General features: G+C 45.0%; 15 protein-coding genes and 1 pseudogene. 5 read left to right on the top strand and 11 right to left on the bottom strand.

The window, feature by feature from the left end; all coding sequences use genetic code 11:
- The first annotated feature begins 52 nt into the window (after window positions 1–52).
- From AC1DYT_RS17705 to AC1DYT_RS17690, 4 genes are read left to right on the top strand one after another with little or no spacing between them, the layout of a single operon-like run.
- Complete coding sequence (locus tag AC1DYT_RS17705; RefSeq protein WP_477470865.1) at window positions 53–3,790, top strand: PKD domain-containing protein; 3,738 nt, start codon at window positions 53–55, stop codon at window positions 3,788–3,790.
- A 42-nt stretch (window positions 3,791–3,832) separates the two neighbouring features.
- Window positions 3,833–5,572: a hypothetical protein gene (locus AC1DYT_RS17700; protein ID WP_477470864.1), complete on the top strand. Its 1,740-nt coding sequence runs from the start codon at window positions 3,833–3,835 to the stop codon at window positions 5,570–5,572.
- A gap of 11 nt (window positions 5,573–5,583) precedes the next feature.
- Window positions 5,584–6,483 (top strand): hypothetical protein, encoded by a 900-nt coding sequence (locus AC1DYT_RS17695; protein WP_477470863.1) that lies wholly within the window; start codon window positions 5,584–5,586, stop codon window positions 6,481–6,483.
- A complete protein-coding gene (locus tag AC1DYT_RS17690; protein ID WP_477470862.1) occupies window positions 6,480–8,051 on the top strand; it encodes an OmpA family protein in 1,572 nt (523 codons plus the stop codon). The genes AC1DYT_RS17695 and AC1DYT_RS17690 overlap by 4 nt, the downstream gene beginning before the upstream one ends.
- 37 nt (window positions 8,052–8,088) lie before the next feature.
- Here AC1DYT_RS17690 and AC1DYT_RS17685 read toward each other — a convergent pair whose 3' ends face one another.
- The 5 genes from AC1DYT_RS17685 to AC1DYT_RS17665 form a co-directional block, all read right to left on the bottom strand.
- Window positions 8,089–8,523 carry a DUF3667 domain-containing protein gene (locus AC1DYT_RS17685; RefSeq protein WP_477470861.1) on the bottom strand — a complete coding sequence of 145 codons (435 nt, stop codon included), beginning with the start codon at window positions 8,521–8,523 and terminating at the stop codon, window positions 8,089–8,091.
- 216 nt (window positions 8,524–8,739) lie between these two features.
- Window positions 8,740–11,622, bottom strand: a complete 2,883-nt coding sequence (locus AC1DYT_RS17680) for a glycosyl hydrolase (protein WP_477470860.1) — start codon at window positions 11,620–11,622, stop codon at window positions 8,740–8,742.
- Window positions 11,623–11,785: 163 nt separating this feature from the next.
- On the bottom strand, window positions 11,786–12,628 hold the full coding sequence (locus AC1DYT_RS17675; RefSeq protein WP_477470859.1) for a sugar phosphate isomerase/epimerase family protein: 843 nt from the start codon (window positions 12,626–12,628) through the stop codon (window positions 11,786–11,788).
- A gap of 20 nt (window positions 12,629–12,648) precedes the next feature.
- Entirely contained in the window at window positions 12,649–13,023 is a 375-nt protein-coding gene (locus AC1DYT_RS17670; RefSeq protein ID WP_477470858.1) for a hypothetical protein, read from the bottom strand.
- A gap of 112 nt (window positions 13,024–13,135) precedes the next feature.
- Entirely contained in the window at window positions 13,136–15,634 is a 2,499-nt protein-coding gene (locus AC1DYT_RS17665) for a glycoside hydrolase family 2 TIM barrel-domain containing protein (RefSeq protein ID WP_477470857.1), read from the bottom strand.
- 124 nt (window positions 15,635–15,758) lie between these two features.
- On the opposite strand from AC1DYT_RS17665, the gene AC1DYT_RS17660 reads away from it, so the two are divergent.
- A complete protein-coding gene (locus AC1DYT_RS17660; protein ID WP_477470856.1) occupies window positions 15,759–16,535 on the top strand; it encodes an NUDIX hydrolase in 777 nt (258 codons plus the stop codon).
- Between the two features lie 481 nt (window positions 16,536–17,016).
- On the opposite strand, the gene AC1DYT_RS17655 is transcribed toward AC1DYT_RS17660, so the two are convergent.
- From AC1DYT_RS17655 to AC1DYT_RS17630, 6 genes and pseudogenes are all read right to left on the bottom strand, one after another.
- Window positions 17,017–17,565, bottom strand: coding sequence for a hypothetical protein (locus tag AC1DYT_RS17655; RefSeq protein WP_477470855.1), 549 nt, complete (start codon window positions 17,563–17,565; stop codon window positions 17,017–17,019).
- Between the two features lie 3 nt (window positions 17,566–17,568).
- A complete protein-coding gene (locus AC1DYT_RS17650; protein ID WP_477470854.1) occupies window positions 17,569–18,042 on the bottom strand; it encodes an RNA polymerase sigma factor in 474 nt (157 codons plus the stop codon).
- Window positions 18,043–18,044: 2 nt separating this feature from the next.
- On the bottom strand, window positions 18,045–19,037 hold the full coding sequence (locus AC1DYT_RS17645) for a peptidoglycan DD-metalloendopeptidase family protein (protein WP_477470853.1): 993 nt from the start codon (window positions 19,035–19,037) through the stop codon (window positions 18,045–18,047).
- Between the two features lie 487 nt (window positions 19,038–19,524).
- Window positions 19,525–19,848 (bottom strand): annotated as a pseudogene (locus AC1DYT_RS17640) (AtuA-related protein).
- A gap of 72 nt (window positions 19,849–19,920) precedes the next feature.
- On the bottom strand, window positions 19,921–20,322 hold the full coding sequence (locus AC1DYT_RS17635; RefSeq protein ID WP_477471071.1) for an acyclic terpene utilization AtuA family protein: 402 nt from the start codon (window positions 20,320–20,322) through the stop codon (window positions 19,921–19,923).
- A 222-nt stretch (window positions 20,323–20,544) separates the two neighbouring features.
- Window positions 20,545–20,740, bottom strand: a 196-nt coding sequence (locus tag AC1DYT_RS17630) for a beta-xylosidase family glycoside hydrolase (RefSeq protein WP_477470852.1), incomplete at its 5' end; no start/stop codon positions are given.

Here is a 20,740-nt window from a genome sequence, read left to right as displayed (position 1 = left end):
ATCATTTAAATCACAACTCCCCTGGTAAAACAAGGGGCCTCAATGCAAAACCATGAAGAAGTTCCTTTCTATTTTGCTGTTAGCTTTTGCCCTGCAGGCAAATGCGCAAACCAATCCCATTACCGCTATCAACATCAGTTTGCCGGCCAACCCCGACGCCAATGTAGCCAATTGGGGCACGGGTACATCGCTGCTCACCATAACAGCAAGTTCGCAACTTGTAAATGGTAAGGTGAACGGTTTGGTTGTAGAGAGCAAAATACTGGTGATCATTAAAAAAAACGGGGCCAAAATGTGTGGCGCTTATACCTCATCATCTGCGCCGACATCGGGTTTTAGCACAGCTACCAAAGTTTGGAGCGGCGGCAACGCAGCATCGCTGATTGGGCAGGATTGTGTGCTGAAACCCGGGGATTACGAATTAAGTGTGCAGTTCTTCGGCAGCCGGGGCGCAGCAGTTATGCCCTTAAGCGACGAAAGAACAAAATCCTTTACCATCCGTGGTAACGAGCAGCAAACCTACCAGCAGCCGCAAAATATCGTGCCCGCCAACGGCACTGCTTTTACCGAAAACGATATTAAGAAACCGATCACTTTCCGCTGGACACCGATAGTACCCCGGCCGCAGGAACCAACCACTTACCGCTTAAGCGTATGGCAATTAATGCAGGGACAAAATACGGCGCAGGCCCGCACGGTAAACCAACCAATTTTCACCAAAGACGTTGACAATATTACGCAGGCCATTGCAACCAATTTAATAACCGGCCCATGCAAACCACCATACCTTTGTAGTTTTATTTGGAACGTGCAAGCGCTTAACCGCGATGGCAAGCCCATAGGCGGCAATAACGGCACCAGTGAATTATTTAGTTTTAAATATGATATTGGGACATCGGTTGTTGACGATGCAAAAGCATCGGTTAGGTTGGTATCGCCTGCTGATGGCAGCACGATTGATGCAGGCAGCCTGCCAGTGTTTAAATGCGAAACCGACGGTAAGCCGACATCGGCATACAAAATTAAGATTATAGAACTAACAGGCGACCAATCGCCGGAGGTTGCATTCCGCACTAACAAGCCGCACTTTGAGAAAGACAGCTTAGATGATTTGTCATTTAAGTATCCGCCAAACGGCCCGCAACTAATTGATGGTAAAAAATATGGATGGGCAATATGGGCCAACGGTATTTGGAGCAAACCATGGATATTTATAATAAAACCAAATCCATCACCGTGCAAGGGGTTAAATGTAAAGTTTGCACAAAACAACCGCGAAGGAAAGGGCGATGCCTGCTGTTATGATGTAAGCATAAATAACAGCTACCCTGGTACCGGGGCAAATGCAGTTTATATGTTAAGGATAAGGAGTGGCGCGCCCATTATTTCTGCTACCAATGCCGTCGGCTTTACCCGCTTGCCCGCTGCAATACCACCCGCCACTAACACCATCACCTGGATTAAGACCGGCGGCCCCATACCCAATGGCAGTATCGCGTTGGGTAATATTTGTTTCAGGAACCGGGGGAGCGCGCCTTTTTACGTGGTATATGAATGGCTGAATAAAGAAAAACGGGTGATATGCAAAGATTCGGTAAAGCTGGTTTGCCGCGAAGAACCGCCGGCATCTGCCTGTTGCCAATTGGGTTTAAGGTTGTTTAATAACGTTGCCAATACTTTTAAGAAGATAAGGGTTACACCTGTTGTTGCAAGTGATGTAACCGGGGTATATATGGACCCGGTAAGCGATGGCGACAACTGGACCCTGACCAACGGGGGAGCCTATTACGACTACACCTACATAAACGGCTTTATACCTGCCAACGCTACCGATTTGATTGAGAACGACTTTTATGTGCAGGTAAACCCGCTGGCTGCTAATCCCAAACTAAAAGTGGAGTGGATAGATGGTACAGGAGCGGTAAAGAAAACCGAAGAAATTAAGCTGGTGTGCAAGGCCGACGCGCAGTTAGAACAAGATGATTTTGAATACGCATGGAAAGACAACACCCAACTAATAAGCGGGTCTTACACCGATGAGCAGGTATTTGCGGGCGCCGAAGCCGAATTATGCGACGAGTCCGAAATAATGACCGAGAGGGACGGCGAATGCGCAAGCATAACCAGCGCAATATCCTGCAGCGGCAGCCAATTATCTATTACCTTAAGTACTACTGCCGTACCGGGCGCTACCGCCTATAATTGGATGGTGGATGGTACCGCTATCTCGGGCGGCACAAGCTTCTCGGCACCGCTAACGGGCATAGGGCAAACAACCGCCAATATCTTATTAGAAGTACATGGCGTTTCGCCATCTGGTGGCGATACCGTTTTATGCACGCAAGCCTTAAGTGTACCATATTGTAAGCCTACTGCCGAGTTTGTAACATCAACGCCCAAAGTGGTTTGTGACAATTCCGGGGGATTACAAGGTTGGAAAGTGACGTTAAGCCCGGCCACCACCTGCACCAATATCACCAGCTTTGCATGGGACTTTGGCGATGGCGCAACCAGCAATACAGGCACTTTTGGCGAAATAGAACATCAATATGCAAATGCAGGAGATTATACTGCTAAACTTAATATTACCGATGCAAATGGCTGCACAAGCACCTACAGCTATACCATAAAAATATCGTCGGAATGCGACCCCAAGTTTCATGCTAACTATGAGTGGTGCGATCAAGATATCAACAAAACTCAAAAATATCCCATCACGGTTACTTTCACCAACCAATCGGTGGCATTTTGCGCAAGTACGTACGTTTGGGATTTTGGTGACGGATCACCCACTTTAACCAGCACCGATGCTACGGTGAGCCATACCTATCAGTCGTTACCGGGGCAGGAATTCACGGTTAAGTTAACCATGAAAGATCCCAAGGCATGCCCTACCGGTAAAACCGTGGCGCATACCTTCGCTATTAAACCGGTCCATGCAAACTTAAGCGTAGTGGCCTGCCCTGATGGCATCGTCAAATTTTCTACCACCTCAAACAAAACCAAGTGGCACCTTCCAAACTGGCAGGCCCTGGTAAATGATCCTGCTTATTATTGCCTGCCTATACCATTTGCGCCGCTGCCCAATATCGCGCTGAACGCCCTGTTGGGGCTTGGCGGCACCAGTGTTCCGCAAAGTTTCGTCAACCTCTTTAATATCAAACATTTCGAGTTAAAATTTAAAGACAATACAAATGTAAAAGTATCCATTACTTGTGTGGAAGACCAGGAATTCGCCACCGCCACCTGCACCATTACAAAAAGCGTAACGGTGCACATTACCACTTGCGAAGACTTTACCTATCATGATAAAGTTTACCAATCAAACAATGGCAAAACCTACATGATGAAACGCAAGTTTAAGGTGCACTACCGCGAAAAACATGGCGACCCGGCATTGGGCGTATGTTTTGACTTGTATGTACACCTAATTCCCGGTGTAACCGAAAAAACGCACCTGATGGCCAGAACCGTCCTCAAGGTAAATAAACGGATAAACGGCACGCCGTGGTCTTATTACCGCAGGACCAAGGCCGATGCAATTGAAGCCGATGTTGTAGGCACCTTCCGCAAATCGGGAGGCCCGGATGGCTGTAACGGCATCGATCCCGTAACATGGAACCATGGCAAATCAACAAGCAACTCAAGCCACATAAAATATAAGGCAAATACACCATCGCTGTATAAAATCGACCGGAATGACCTGCTGCAATCGAGGCATTACATACAAAAGGGCAGCTTTATTTGGGAAACTTTTATATCGAAAATGCCGGGCAATTGCCAGCCTTAACTAATCAATACCGAGCAATAAATATTACCCGGAAGAATATATATGTCGAAACCTGCACGGATAATTTTATTGATGCTGTTGTTGATGTGCGCTACCCGTGCCAGCGCCCAAACAGCATTTTCGCTTGGTGGCGATATGGGCATTTGGTATGAGGGTTATGGGCTAAATAAATGGCCGGGGCAATCGGTGCCCGATATTTACCAGCAGCGCAAACCCTGGAATTTGGTACGTTACAGCTTTAACCCGGTGTTTAACTTCGGCAAGCTTAGCATCCCGTTCAATTTCAACTTCAGCCCTATGCAAAACAACTTTACCGTGCCATCGGTGGGCGGTAAGCAAAGCTTTTGGCAGTTTTTAACTAACCCGGCAAACAATTTCGGCATCGCGCCCAAATTTGGCTTTACCGAAATTTTGCTGGGTACCCAAACGCTCAAGTACAGCGACCTCAGCACCGGCGACCTGGGCGTTTTTGGTTATGGGGTTAATTTATCACCAGGCAAGTTCCGCATCCGGCTATTTAATGGCGTATCTCAAAGGCCGGTGAACTATATAGCGCCAACGATCGTCCCGGCCTCTCCGGGCGTTATTGGCTCATACCAACGCAATCAGTGGATGGCGCAGCTCGGGCTGGAAAACGAGGGGAAATACTTTGCAGGTTTCAATTTTGTTCACTCCAGCGATCAGCGTAATTCGGTTACCTCACCGCCGCTCTCCCCTATCGATCCGCAGGAAAACATGGTAGTAACCTTTTTGGCGAACGCTATTACCGCCAATGGCTGGAAATTCAACGCCGAATTTGGGCAGAGTTTTTTCACCCGCGATTTAAATACGCCGCTCTCAACCGTCCTGTCTAAAGATTTCAGGCCCTTTTTGGATGCGCATACATCTACCGGGCGCGACAATGCAATTATGCTAGGTATCGCCAAAAAAGGCAGCGATTGGGAGATCGGCACAAAATTCAACTATTACGGTGCAGGCTACTACACTGCCGGCTACCCCTACATGAGTAACGACCGGATGGAATACCTGGCCAACACCCGCTTCAACGCCTGGAAAAAGAAGGTGAACGTGGTAGCCAGTATAGGGCAGCGTTTTGGCAACCTCAGCCGCACAGCCGGTCCATCGTTAAACAAACAGCTCATCGCCAATGCCAACATCTTTACGCAGTTTACCGAAAGGTTCAGCATGAACGCCAGTTTCAACAATTTCGGGTTCAATTCGTCGGATCTTTCGGGATACAAAAGCGTAAGCAACGAACTGAGCATCAACCCCACTTATACCTGGAGCAACACCAGTATGAGCCACCTTATCAGCGGCACTTATACCTGGAGCAAGTACGATGAAACCACCATTGTACCCGCTTCGGTAACTAACAATAATACCCAAACCGTTTTGCTGCTGTACGTACCTACCTATTTTAACCGCTCTATAAGTCCCGATTTTAGCGTGATGTGGTTCCATAATTCGGCTCCATCGATAAAACTCACCTTGCTTACGGCCACTACCGGCATCACCTGGAAAGCAGGTAAAACCATCAGTCTAAAGGGGCAGTTGCAGTACACCGCCAGCAGGACCGACCCGTTCACGGCTAATCAAAATATTCTGGCTACCAGCGGCTTTGATTGGGCGCTTTATAAGAAACTAAGCTGGCAGCTAAGTATGACGGCCAATCTGTACCGCTTCGGCAGCGAACTGCCGGGCAATACATTGATCCCATTATACACAGGCAACCCGCATTATTTAGAGAGCAGCTTGCGCACAGGCTTAAATTATAAATTTTAAACCGCTAAGAGATGAGGCATTATAAAACAGGGTTAACCGTAATGATGATACTGCTTTGCTTAACGGCACAGGCGCAGATACGCCTGAACCTGGCCTTGAATGCCCGCCCCCAACCCTGGCTGGCCGATTGGGCAAACCCGGTAAACGGCCTGATGATAATTACCTATATGGATGGGCCGGTATTAAACGACCCGCTGATAAAAATAAAAACCACTTTGTTAGATCAGAACGAAAACATTATCGGCATATCGAATATCAATGCTTCGCGGATAATTACCTTGCGCCCGGGCGTAAACCAGTTTAGCATTGCCGATGCTTTGCAACTGCAAAATTTAACTCTAAGCGGCAGTGCACGTGGGTTGTTACAGCGTACCGGCCGTTTAGCCGCCGGGCAGTATCAGCTTAAAGTAGAATTATTTAATACCACCGGCGAAATCATTCGCGACAGGCAAACAAAGCCTTTTTTTGTAACCGCTTACCAACTGCCTGTGCTCATAAGCCCTGCAAAGGATGCCGCACTGAATGCACACACCGCACAGTCGGTTATCGTTTTCAGATGGACATCTGTGGTACCGCTACTTCAGGAATTACCACAGTACCGCGTACAAGTGTTTGAAATACTGCCGGGGCAAACCGCGATGCAGGCCTTCAGGGGTAACAGGCCACTGCTGGATGAGCCTGCCATAAAAGGCACCACCCAATACATCTGGCGGCCAAACCTACCCATGCTGGATAGCACTGCCAACCATCGGTTCGTATGGGCGATACAGACACTGGATGCTAACGGGCAACCGCTGCCAACAGTAGATAATAATGTACAGGGCCGCAGCGAACCTTCGGAATTCAGCATCAGCAATCGCGCTATAATGGCGGATAAAGACAGACAGACCATACCAGTAATAAAACCATGAAAAAACTGACGCTGCTAGCTGTGTTCATTAGCCTGGTTACCGGATTGCAAGGGCAATCTGTGCCCGATAAAAAGCCACCCACAATCGTTTTCCACATGTTCTATAACGATTTTAACACCGCACAGGCCATCCGCACAACATCGTTAGGCAACGTGTTACGTAATAATTACTGGAGCAGCATCGGCGATATGCAGGCGGGTTTTGGCTTTAATTATTTAAAAGGCATTACGCCCAACATCGATTTCAGTTCCAACTTAGATGGCAGCTATACCGATTACCTGTATCAAAGCGGTATAAGCAATGGCAGTAGTGAATTTTTGCTGGATGCAAACGCCGGGCTCAATTTAAAACTACTTACCGATAAGCATGCCGTTGCGCCTTATCTTTTTGCAGGTGCCGGGCTTTCATTATATAAAGGCAAGGCGGGTGCGTACATCCCGATAGGCTTAGGGCTGCAGTTTAATTTATTTAACGAAGCCTTTATTTTTACCAATATACAATACCGAACAGCGCTCACGCCACAGGTGAACAACCATTTTCAATATAGTGCCGGTGTGGGTTTAAGTTTTGGGAAAAAGAAAAAAGAACCGGACATTATCATTGAGCCACCGATAGTACGTGCCCCGGTTGTAGTACCAACCGAAGTGAAATTAGTTACCAAAAACCTGGTGATTACGGTAATAGACGCTGAAACCGGGCTGCCTTTGGCTAATGCGGAAGTGACGTTGGACGGCCCCAATGGCAAAACAACAAGTATAACCGACGTAAGCGGCCATGTCGCCTTTAACAACCGGCCGGCCGGCAATTATAGCGTAAACGGTATGCTACATAATATTAATACCGATACCAAAATGCTTAATGCAACCAACTTCGAGACCCCGGGCAAGGATATCGACATCGCATTATCACATTACGATCCCCGGTTTACGCTTATGGGTACCGTAATAAACAAAACCACCGGCGAGCCCGAAGGGGGCGTAATCATTACCGCTACAAACGTAAGCCAAAATACGGTGATAAATACCTCAAGTGCCGATACCAATGGCAGCTTCAGCATACAGTTGGATGCCGGGAGCGACTTCAGTGTTTCGGGTAAAAAGGCAGGGTTTATCTCCAATATCGAGCGCATCAGCACAAAAGGGCTAAACCGTAGCACAACGCTATATGTGAACCTGCAGTTGACTGTAGACGAAGTAAAGCCAGACAAAACTATCACCCTGGCCAACATCTATTATGACACCGGCAGCAGCGCTATCAAACCCTCCGCATCTACCGACCTTGAAAAACTGGCACTATTCCTTACAGATAACCCCGGCGCTAAAATTGAAATAGCGTCATATACTGATAGCCGCGGTAGCGCTACCAAAAACCTGAAACTAAGCCAGGCAAGGGCCCAGGCTGTTGTAAGCTATTTGCTGAAAAAGGGGATTGCTAAAGCCAGGCTAATTCCCAAAGGCTACGGCGAAAGCAGGTTGGTGAACGGCTGCGATGGTACAAAAAAATGTACCGACCTGCAAAACGAACAAAACCGAAGGACAGAATTCAAAATTTTATCGCACACAAAATAGCTAAGCAGACAAGTGAAAATAACTAACCATCAATTAATTATTTGCGGATACAGAAAGTAATTAGTATTTGATTAATGATTTTCCCGGAAGCCCCGGTTATGTCGTTTCTGGGCTCAATTAGACTCGCATGAAGGCGGTCGAAAATTAAGTAATGCCAGAATAATCCATAAAAAGTGGCAAGCACAATAACAAAGGATAGTGGCTGAAAATGCCTGACTCTTTTCCCTTCCAAAAACTCGCGGATAGTGTGGCCGGGCCTTGTCAGAAGCTGCTTAGTGGTGTACAAAACCCCTTTATCAAAATGAATCAGCCCATGTTGCAACTCATGCAAAACAAAATGCATGTTCAGTTTGTGGGTGTCGGCCCGTTGTCCACAACCACTACAAAAATTGCCTGATACCTGGCCATCGCAATTTTTGCAAATGATCGAAGTATTTATTTTATGGCCGGTTTTTTTCAACGTTTTTCGCATTTGCTTTCTTTGATAAGCCGTGAGCTACAATCATTAAACTTATGATTTTATATTGAGTTGGCGCCGATGTTGGTGTTGTCACCAACAACTAACGGATGTCGTTCGTTAACTAAACAACATGCATTTTTCGCCGTTAATGCAAATCGGTTATTGCGTCATTTACAGGCATCGCGGTTTGTTGGTGACAACACCAACAAAGGCGGAAAAAGATTTTCCTTATTTCTGTTCTCTGATTACCACCGGCCCCAATAATCCGGCTGCCATTAACTGGCCTTCTTTTCCTTTAAATTGTTTGTAATGAGCATCGCCGGAGCTTGCCTTACCAATAAACCCATTTAACTGGCCGGGTGTAACACGTACTTCGATACTATTTCCGCCTTGTTTAAGGTAAGCGGTAATATCCAGCATATAGGGAGAAAACAAGCGTTTACCCGCAACATGCCCGTTAACAAAAACCTCCGCAGTGAAGTACACTTTGCCCAAATCCAGGTAGTAGTGCGATGTGGCGCTGCTTTTACCCCATTGAAATGAGGAAGAGTAGATGCCTTCTGCCGAAGAGAATTTCAACTTATCATTTGTTCTCCAATCGAATAAGCCGCCGTTTTCAATTGTCACGGTATCCGCTTTTAAATCCCATTTATCCAGCGCAAGTACAATCGTTCCTTCGTCGGTTGCACCAGACAAAATTCCGGGGGATTTTGCGCCTATGGCTTTCTTTGTGGAAGCAAAAAGTATTATCGAACCGTAAGGCGGCAAGCGGTAATTGATAACCGAAGTATTGTTTTGTACCGAGGTACCCGCGTCGGCGTTAAGCCAAAAACTGCTTAGGTATTTTTTATCGAGTGATAAAGCCAGGGTTTGCCATTGATCGCTTTTGTTCCAGATGAACTGGATGCGGCTGCCGTCGGCCATATCGCGTTGAACTTGCCTGGTAAAGTGGTATTGCCCCATGAAAGCAACGGCTCCGCGGACGCCTTTTAGCCAGCTGCTTAAGGCGATACCCGTTTGTATATACTTACTGCTTTTTGCCCTTAGCGCGGTTTGGATAAACTGTTCCGTTTTCCTGTCGTTAGCCTGCCAGTTTAAATATGATGGCTGCATATAGGGCAATGTGCCTGTAGCCATTAAATTCATCCCCCTGGCTGCAAGCAGGCTGATCTTTTGCGCTGTTTGAAGCTGGGTAACTGGGTTATTTGCCAGAATGAGCGCCTTATAAATATTTCCCCGGATATTGATCTGTTTATTGGCATTTAATTGTGCAATTTGAATAGAAGCATCGTTAACCCAATCCCAGGTGATGCCATTTGCTTCCAACTGGTTTATCAGCGGGTAAACAACCTCTGCCCATTTTTCTTTCTCTGCCATCTGCCGTTCTTTTATATCGGGCAAGGGGCCTTCAACGCCAGGGATATAACCTTTCGTCATAATCTCCTCCGGATTCTCGGGCGTGCCGTCTACCGACATGAACGGAAAATAGATAAGTACATCGGCATGCGGTTTCCCGGAGCGCAGGGCATATTGTACCCTTTGGATATATTGGTTTACAGCCTTTTGATCCTTCCAAAAAATATTGCCCTCGCCTAAATTCGAGGAAAAATTAATCGAGCCCAAAGTAGTCAGCGAAAATGGGTACCAGCCTTCGGATCCAACCTGTTCGGGGGTATAGCGATACGGTATGCCATGATAAATCACCTGATTTACCCCTTCGGCAAATAGCTTATCAACCGCCAATTTAATCTTCTGCGGCGTAGTGGTGTACGCCCTTGATGCATACACAACAGATTCTGCCGATATGATAGGGCGGTTATACAAATGCGCGCCCGATGTCATGATTTTGATGTTCGCTTCGGGGCCAAGCATTGTCTCTGTTTCGGGGATGGATGCCAGGCCTGCGGATGCCATCATATCCAGGTTCAATCCGTAAGCTTGCGTACGGTGCAACAAGCCCTGTGGCTCTAAAAAATCTCTACTGGCTTTTAAAAATTGCTCGCCAAACAGTTCACTTAGCGTAAGGTCATAATCGTACTTTAACCGCCAGTCCTGGCTGCTGAAGGAAAAATCCGGGCTGGCGTTGGGGTTCATGTAGTTTACATAATTGTAACCCCGTTGCATTTCGGCAGGCAGCCATGGGGTAATATCATAACCCCTGTGTTTTTTAAAATATGCTATAAACCCTAAAGCGTAGTGGCGGTTCACCGTAAACTCATAGCTATCGTTAAAAACCGAGCGCATTGGGTTGCCGAAATATGGCGCTAAGCCAGTTTGTGCGCCAAACAAATGCCTGTAATTTTTTAGCACTTTGGCCGAGTCGAAATGGTCGAACACCGGGCCTTGCGTTGGCGAAGCACTCATCGTTTTTTGCCCTGCAGGCTTGCTCCAAAAAGCGACAATCTTCCAATCGCCTGCCGGTGCATGCCAATTGAGGGAGTCCTTGTGAACATATTTCGTAAGCATGACAACCGAAGATGGGTCCAGCAGGACGGTGTTTGACTTGTCGCCTTCCTTTTTCGGTAATATTTTAGCAGCCATCACCGTTTCCAGCCGCGAGGGACTGGTTGTGTTATTAGTTACTGTTGGAAGTTTGATGGCAACAGCGCTGTTCCCTGTAACATCAATCGATGCAGCATCTAAACTTAAAAAGCCGTCGGCAGCTGTGAGGAACGAGCCACCCGGGGGCCAGCCGCTGCCGTCAGTCATATCTATGGTAAGGCCGCGCTTGCGGGCTTCTTCCATAACGGTTTTTAAGTTTTCATAGTAATCGGGGGTATCCCAGGTCACCATTTTGGCACGGGCTGCAGCCGTTCCGGGAGCAAACAATGCAGCCATCGGTTGTATCTCTACACCACCAAAGCTATTATCAGCAAAAAGATTAATTTCTCTTTGCAGTTCTGTTTTATCCACATTATTGCCCGGCCACCACCAGCGGGCGAAGGGGCCAAATTCGATAGCGGGCTGTTTAAATACTGCCGGGTTAAAATCGTACTTCGGGAACCATTTAGCGGTTACCGAGGCTTGTTTTTTTGTAGCACCCTGGCCTAAAGACCAAAATGACGACGCCATCAACGGCAGGAATACCGCTATTCTGTAAAAACTCTTCATCCTTAACTAAATGATATAGCTGCCGGCTTTTTTTTCGAAGAAGGGCGGCACTTAGGTTTAAACTCACCAGACAAATAACACCGGCTTGCCATGAGCAAAGCCGGTGTTTGAGAGATGATAATTGAGAGATGATAATAAAAATCTTTATGCCTTTTCAAACGGGTTACAGGTTGCCTACCAATTGATTATAATACCCCATTTCTTCTACTACCGATGGCAGGTTGCTCGGTCGGTAATCGGCATCGCGTTCTATATAAATATAGCCTTTGTAGTTTTGCCTTTTCAATTCTTCAAAAGCAGCTTTAAAATTCACCACGCCTTTGCCAATGTTTACATCGTTGGCTTTGGGGTTATTCATTTCGTCGGCATCCTTTAAGTGGATAGCCAGGATGTGCCCCTGCAGTTTTTTTAGTGCGTACACAGCATCAATCCCACTTTTAGGGTAATGGCCCAAATCGGGGCAGGCGCCAAAATTGGGGTGCCCTTTAATGGCCGCCAAAACCGAATCGGGATGCCAGTAAATGCTCATACCTTTCCAATGGTTATGGATAGCTACTTTAATGTGATATGCCCCGGCAAGGCTGTCGATGCTGTTCCACAAAGCTTTTGGCGGTTCTGCGGTAACAAAATCAACCTTTAGTCTTTTCGCCAGCTCAAAATCCTTTTTCCAGCTCGCAACGGTTTTGCCGCCAAAAGCATAAATAGATTTCATTTGTAGGTGATGCTCTGCCATAAAGCCGTTTAGCTTTTCAATTCCGGCATCCGAAAGTTGGCCTACGCCCACATTTTCTACCTCATCCCCTGCCTTTTGAAATGTTGAACCTTCGATATAATGAACGCCCGCGCTATCGCACTTTTTGATGGATTCGGCCAGGGTAAAGCGGTGGAAGGTCCACAACGCAACGCCAAGCTTCCATTTAGGGCCGGCATTGGGTACGGTAAAGGCAGCAAATAGTACTGATGAGAGCACAATTGCTGTTATACCTGCAAATTTTATTCTTCTCATAATTTACGGTACAGGTGGAATTAGTCTTTCTTGCGAATAGCCTTAGCCTCAAACATGCCCATCAGGCTACCTTTAGCATGGTCTGCATCTATGGGCTCCAGGCTTAGGGTAACGTCATAATCCTGCGCGGTAAATGCTGCAGTAATGGTTTTGTCTTTCTCGTCTATCTGTGTGATCTTAGATATTACTTTACCGGTTGAATCCTGCACAACACCGGTTAATTTGCCATCGGTTTTGCTGAATACAAAATCCATTTTAGCGTCGCCATTTGGGGTGCCCATCACGGTAACGGTCCACTTGCCGGCAAAGTAATCGGCATTGGTTTGGGCCTTTGCCGTAAAGCAAAAGAATATGCCTATAACTACTGTAAAAATTAAGCTTAATTTTTTCTTCATGATTTTAATGTTTGATATTGGTTTTTATACATTACGTATTTTTAACGGAATAAAGGTAATTGATAGTTTTCATATATCCAAATTTCATTGCGTAGTTTTTACGCATTAATATTTATTTTATTATTATCTGAGCAGATGCTGGTTTCAAGCCGTTTGCGGAAGCGGTTAATGTTGCTACCCCTTTAACACCGGTTGGCCTTACAATGGCTAATGCCACCCCTCTGTATATCTTTTTATGCTTTTGCTGAAAGCTCGACATATCCGCCGGGTCGCCATTACCAACAGCCGCTATAGCCGCCTTGCCTTTCACCGCAAAACTCACCTCCAGGCCATCAACCGATGGTACTATATTGCCTTTTGCATCTACCACTTCTACATTTACAAATGATAGGTCGTTTGCATTGGCGGCAATAGTTTGCCTGTCGGCAACAAGCCTTAGGGCAACCGGTTTGCCTGCTGTTGTTAACGTGTCCGATCCGGTTTCTTTTCCATCGTCAAAAGCTTTTGCCACTAAAGTGCCTGGATGATAATCAACAGCAAAAGTGACGGTTACAGATCCGACAGGAACAGCTTGTTCGGCAATAATTTTACCGTTCAATTCAAGCTTCACCATTTTGCTTCGGGTATATACACTTACCTGCATTTTTTTCCCCTCACGGCCTGGCCAGGTCCAGCTTTTCATTTCATCCGGGAACCCCCATGTTGCTACCGCTTCTTTTTGCCCATCGGGTATGGGTACGTGCACCAGCAACTCTATTTTACTATTACGCCAAACCACATTTTTATAGTAGGACGCTGCTTTGGGCGTTCCAATCAAATCCAGGTCGCCGCAATTGGCGTTAAACACCGGCCAGTTATTACGGTAAAAAACGGCCATACCCATTAGCCCCTTTTGCAGTACCTGGCCTTCGGGCACCATCTGCGATTTTCCTATTCCCGCCTCGCCTATATAGTCTATTGCCGTCCAGCTAAAGCCCCCTAAAAACCAGGGGTGCTTCTCTGTTGCATCCCAATTTTCGAGCGCGGCGTTGTTGAGGTATTCTGTAGACATGTATAATTTAGCAGGGTGCTTAGCCCTTTCCGTTTCGAAACGGTGCAGCGTGGCACTATCCCGCGCGAAGTAGATCGACGGGTCGAGAAAATAATTATAACCGTCGATATCAAGGTTGTTTACATGCGGCTGGTATGCTGCCCATGGCTTTTTGGTATAAGGCGGCAGGAAAACGATGGCTGCGGTAACCGCACGGGTGGGATCAAGCCTCCTCACCTCTGCCGACAGCCGCCTGGCATTTTGATAACCTGACGAGTCGGGTGCTTCATAAATTTCGTTACCGATGCTGTACATAATAACGGAGGGGTGATTGCGGTCGCTTTTGATCATGGCTTCCAGGTCGCGCTGCCACCAGTCTTTAAAATAAAGGTGATAATCCTGCGGGCTTTTGGCCAACTCCCACATATCAAAGGCTTCGTCTAACACCAGCATGCCCAAACGGTCGCAAGCATTTAGTAAAGCCGGCGATGCCGGATTGTGGCTCAAGCGGATAGCGTTGTAGCCCGCTTTTTTCAGCAGTTCCACTTTGCGTTCCTCGGCACGGTCAATACTGGCAGCACCTAAGGGGCCCAGATCGTGATGGATGCAGCCGCCTTTAAGTTTAACCGTTTTGCCGTTTATTAAAAGCCCTTTTTGCCCATCGAATATCAGGCTGCGGATGCCAAATGGGGTTACAGTTTGATCCACTCCCCTGGCGCCGCTAAGAATGGTAACTTTCGCTTTATACAGAACAGGATTTTCCGTCGCCCACAATTTTGGATTTACTATCGATAAACGTTGCGTAATATCCTCACTGGTATTTGCGGGGATAGTAACAGATTTTTTTTGCGAAGCAACTAATTGCCCGGCCGGGCCAATCAAATCTACCTTTACGGTTACCACGCTTTTTACAGGCGATGTGTTTTCAACGGAGGTTTGTATGTTTACTTCCGCATTGCTTGCTGTAGCTATTGGGGTAGTGATATAATTTCCCCATATTTTGGTGTGCACAGGGCTAACTGGCAGCAGCCATACATGGCGGTAAATGCCCGAGCCGGAGTACCAGCGGCTATTCTTGCCCACATTTTTTGCGCGAACGGCTATTACATTCGGCTTCCCCGCTACGTTTAAAAAGGCCGTCAAATCGTAAGAAAATGCTGTGTAGCCGTAAGGATGGTTGCCTAAATAGTGCCCGTTGATCCAAACATCGGCATCCATATAAACACCGTCAAATACGATATAAGTGTGTTTTCCTTTGTAGCTATTATCCAGCTTAAATGTTTTGCGGTACCAGCCTGTGCCGCCTTCGGTAAAGCCTGTTGCCGCTTTTCCTATGGAGGATTTGGTGAACGGGCCCTGCACTTCTCCATCTTTTTGATTGGGCAGATCCTCTATGCTCCAATCGTGCGGCAGGTTTAAGGTTCGCCATTTTGCATCAATGTAAGCGGGGTTTTCAGCGCCACTAAGTGTGTCCTTTTTAAAACGCCAGTTATTATCAAACAGGGTTGCCCGCGAATCCTGCGCAGCGGCGCTCAATGTTGTTAACAGGAAGATAATTTGTAAAAGGATATATCGTCTCATATATTTATTCTGTAATTTATACGGAATAAAGATATGTTGCGTTTTTTATATATCCAAATTATAATGCGTATTTATTACGTAATGTATTTTTTGTAACTTTGACATTGTAAATTTTAGAGCGAAAATGACAATAGAGCAGGAGGCGGCCGATTTTATAGGCAGGGGCGAACAATACCTTAAGAATGTAGCGGTAGATAATGTGATCTTCGGCTATCACGAAAAAGAGCTGAAGGTTTTGTTGCAACAGCCATTTTCGGTTGATAAATGGACAGTAACGGGTGGCTATATCAAAAAAACGGAGTCGATTGAAGAAGCGGCAAGCCGGATAGCTTTATCAAGGACGGGTTTAAAGGGCCTCTTTTTCCAAAAGTTTGGCTCGTTTGGTACCCCGCAACGGAGTGTAGACAGCGGGTTTACCCCCGAAAATCTGAAGGAGGTGACCGGGATAGATGTGCCTGCTAATTGCTGGATATTTGATTATTTTGTTTCGGTAGGCTTTTATACGCTTACGGAGTTTTCTAAAGTGGAAACGAAAAAGGGAGAGACAGAAGAGCAAAGCCGATGGTGGCCCATAACCGAATTGCCACCCATGATGTTTGATCATACGCATATCATTAGCGAAGCATTGAAAGCGCTGCGGTTGCACATCGCGCATTTCCCGATAGGGTACGAATTGCTTGAAGAAAAATTTACGCTCCCCGAGATTCATAGTTTGTACGAAACCATTTTGGGCAAAACATTAGATGACCGGAATTTTTCAAAAAAATTGATTGCAACCGGTATTATAACCAAACTAAACGAGACAAAAAAAATAGGTGCGCACCGATCGCCTTATTTGTACCGGTTTGATAAAGCGAGGTACGAAGAAGGTTTAAAAAGCGGGGTGGCTTTGGTGTTTTAAATGTTTTTCAATGCGCCGGAACATTCCTCGATTTGTTCTGGCGTCATACTTCTCTTACCTAGCAAAATCACGCTGAGCTGGGCTGGCGCAAAATTATATCGTCCAATTTTTCTATTACTGACGCAAAGTAGTGTCGGGCTGTCGAACGTCACCACGGCCATCTTCACGTCCTGCTACCGATATCAGAACGTGTGATTTTACGCAGTCGCTACGGCCATATTCATTAATTCGTATTCAAACCATCCTTCTAAAGCTATTCCAATTAAGTCTTTTAGAAAAGATTCGATATTGACCTGTGAGGGCTTGAACTATAATCAGCTTAAATGGACCGGACAAATTAATTTTGAGCAAACAATCTCAAATCTTCCAGCGAGTTGTTCCGCTTTAGTTCCGTTTGGCTTACCTTAATCTCCCCCCAGACTGGGCAGAATTCGAACCACAAAGTCGAGCAATTAAAGGTTTTGAATAAATTGTACGCCACTTAGAACTCTTTTAACAAGCTAAAGGTGTTTCTTAACTTGTCTATTCTTTTGATCCAAATGCGAACAAACAAGTAAAGTTGAAATATTAAAACTACACTTCCGGCTCCAATCAGCATAAGCTTGCGTTGGTCTATATCGATGGAAGATATAAAAAAGTAACCAACTCCGATGATCAGCATTATTCTTAGTAATACACTGACCATTGCAAAACGCTTAAGGGAATCTATTCGGTTTTGCAGTGATGAACTTATGTCCGGGCCTTCGATAAGCTCCTTTGACAATTGATAGCCATAGACATTGAAAATCATAGGCAGAGCGACAGATATTATCAATAAAATATTTGTAAGAATTGGCTTTTGATCTGCATCTAACCCAGTAAAGCAGACGATAAGGAAGGCAGACCAGCCAATCAATTCTATTGTGAATTGTTTCCTGATTCCACTAAGTACAGGATGGCTTTTCGCTATTGTCATATCTTTAATGCGATCAATATCGATTTGTGGCGTTTTGATGTTTTTCCACTCCTTTCTTAATTCTTCAATTTCCATGGTTTAATTCATTAGTTTTTGTAACCTTATTTTTATCCTGGTAAGTTTTACCCCAACGTTGCTTTCACTAATACCGAATATTCCTGCTATTTGCTGATAACTCAATTCATCAAGATACAAGGCGATCAATGCCCGGTCGGGTTCGCTTAATTGGGTTATGCTATTGAGTAGCTTTTCCTGCCTTTCGTTCTCTTCGTTATTAATGTTATCGAATTGTACATCTGGCAGATACTCAGTCAAAGTAATATTTGGTTTATTTTTTCTGAACGATGCCATAGCGGTATTCAGCGCAATGCGATAAAGCCAGGTTGAAATTTTGGAACCGCCACTGAACGATGGGTACGACCGCCAAAGCTGGAAGATCACTTCCTGGAAAAGATCTTCGCGGTCTTCGGGGCTATCGCGGTAAAGCCGGCATATCTTATGGATAATACCTTGGTTAGCCTGTATCACGCTTAGAAATTCCTTTTCGCTCATTGCTAATCTTTGATGTTCTTTATCTTTTCTCCTTTTATAGGGGAGTGATCGTCCGACATCTGTTTATTTACATTGATATGGTCAAAGTAGCATTTTATTCCGGTTGCTGTATCGAAGCTCATCGCATTCTGAATATGGAAATGCAAATGTGGTTCAGACGAATTACCCGAGTTTCCACATCGGCCAAGCAGCTGCCCTTGTTTTATCATGTCGCCCTCTTTTACGTTGACGGTGTTTTGCTTTAGATGTGCAAAAAAGAGATATTCATTATTCGCCGTTTTTAACATGACTGCATTTCCTGGTATATACATGGTGTTTACCTGCCCGGGTATATTATCCGCAACTCCATCAACCGCCAGTACAACGGTTGCATCGGCCGGGGCTATTATCTTTTCACCGAACGCGTAGTAGTCGACATTTGATCGTCCGTTTGTCCTGTAAGAACGATCGTTGGACCCATTAATAACGATATCAAAAGCATACTGTTGAAATTTGACGCCATTATGCTGATTAAGCGTTTTGGTATCGCCGCCCCAAAATACCGTCCATTCTCCATTAAAGGGCAGGATTAATTTAATGGTGTTGCGTTCAACTTTTGGCAGAGTGGTAGTCTGGGAAGGCCTGGCATATAATCCATTGATTTTTTGAAGACTATCAACGGCTATCCCTATTATAACCTGCCCCTTATCAAGATCAGTAAGATAGGTGGTGAATGTATTTTCTACCGAGAAAAACGCGGTGTTTTTTATATTTCCGTACCTGTTTTTCAGCTGATCAAGGAAGGCTATTGTACGCTCGGGCGGAAATTTGAGTTTTGCTTTTTCGGTGAACAAATTGCATATTAAGCTATAATTACCAGCGTTAAGATATTTCGTAAACAACTTGATAACAGACTTTGCTTGTGGAGTTTCTTGTTGTGCCAGCGCGCAGGTAGTAACAAGGGCCATTGTACTAAATGATAGTGCCTTTTTTATGAAATTTCTTTTCACTGCCATGCTATTAATGTTTGATGGCGGTGAGTTCCTTATTCAACAATGAGATACTGTCTCTCAATATTTGTTGCTGTTTAACTATTGCTGCTACTTTTTGTTCAAGTTCATGACTCTTAATATTCATCCGTTTCTCAGGGGATGAATCGGGTCCGCAGGATGTGGTGGTCATTAATACAATTATCAGGAATACTAAAGTTTTCATATATGCTTTTTCAACTATTAGTTGTCTGCTTTTTGAAAAACTTACACATTGGTCGAAATAATCTTATGGGACAAACGTATGGAAGGCTTAAGTCCCCAGACTGGGCATAATTCGAACCAATTAATAGAACAGTCGAAGCTTTTAAGCGTATTAGAAATAGCTTAGAAGGACTTAAATTTAGTATATTATTGGCATTAGCCGTATCGACTTCAACACGCCTACTGCGAATTTTCATCCCTCAAATGAAAACAATACAATTTTAAAGGGCAAAATTATTGATTGCTAATATCAGATAGTTTCTGGCAATTCAAGATTCATCTCCAGCAGTGCATAACTTAAGGTTTTGCCGTGGGTATCCATCACTAAGGAAGTAGTAACCCCGCCTGCCAAAGCCTGCAAGCATACAAACTGCAGGGCTGAAATATTGGGCAGCTCGTACCGAACAATTTCTCCATGTATGATCTCTTTGAAAGTTTCTTTTACTTTATCAACAGTTATCAAATTGCGCAGCAGTTCATAATCCTTTTCTTCATAAGGTATCAGCTATAAAATCAACGTGTTGCCTTTATCTCCCGCGCGACTGTGCGCTATATCATAAAGTTTAATGCTCATAACTTTTCACTTTTATTGATGGCTTGGTTTTGTTTCTGTCGATCAGAATCGATACAATACCAATCACTTCATTTACATATTTCCGAACTCCTCCGCCACCAGCCGGGCCATTGGTGTAAAGTGCTTCCACTTCTTCCCTATAGTGGCTGCTTCATTAGCGTTATTGGCCTTGCCGGCTATGCGTAAACGTACTTCATAAGGCTGATAGCCATTTGCCAGCGAAGTGAAATGAACCGACGTATGGCCGATAAAGTCGATTCTCAGATCGGGGAATTGATTAATTAATCTTTGCTGAATTATTTCACCCGCTAACCGGGCTCTTTCCAATGCATTTGCACCAGCATAAGTAATTTCGCCTTCCCCTGTAAAACCTGCTTTATACCCAATACTAACTTTTAGTGTCGATGGTTTTTTGTTGCCATTGCCGCTAGTCGTGTTTTGCGCCTTTACAGATGTACAAAAGGTAAATACTATTAAAAATAGTTAAAATTTTCCAAGTTGAGTTCATCTATCGGAGATTTATATTGTAAATAATACGTAACTGGTTGCGTCGAACGACTTATTTATGTTTGTAATAACTGGTTTTACGCTTAAATCATTAATTTCTTGCTTACTGCATCTTGTTAATGTCAGGATGCCTAATAAATAATTTAGAGTTTTTTTTATAAAAAATGGTTAGTGTTAATTTAATGCGCTTTATTTTCCAGGGGAAATGGAATCTGTTATATGGAAATAGTCAAAGTCGGCCGCGCCCCCTGTATTTTTTGTAGCATAATTAAACAAAGCAAAACGATAGCCCATAAAATGCGGGAAGGTATAGGCCATTTTTAATTGTGTGCCCAATGGTATCCATGTTTTCCCATCCAGGCTATAAAAAAAATCTGCCACGTCT

Source organism: Mucilaginibacter sp. P1_D10, assembly GCF_056406215.1.
This window is presented reverse-complemented; position numbering and strand designations above follow the sequence as displayed.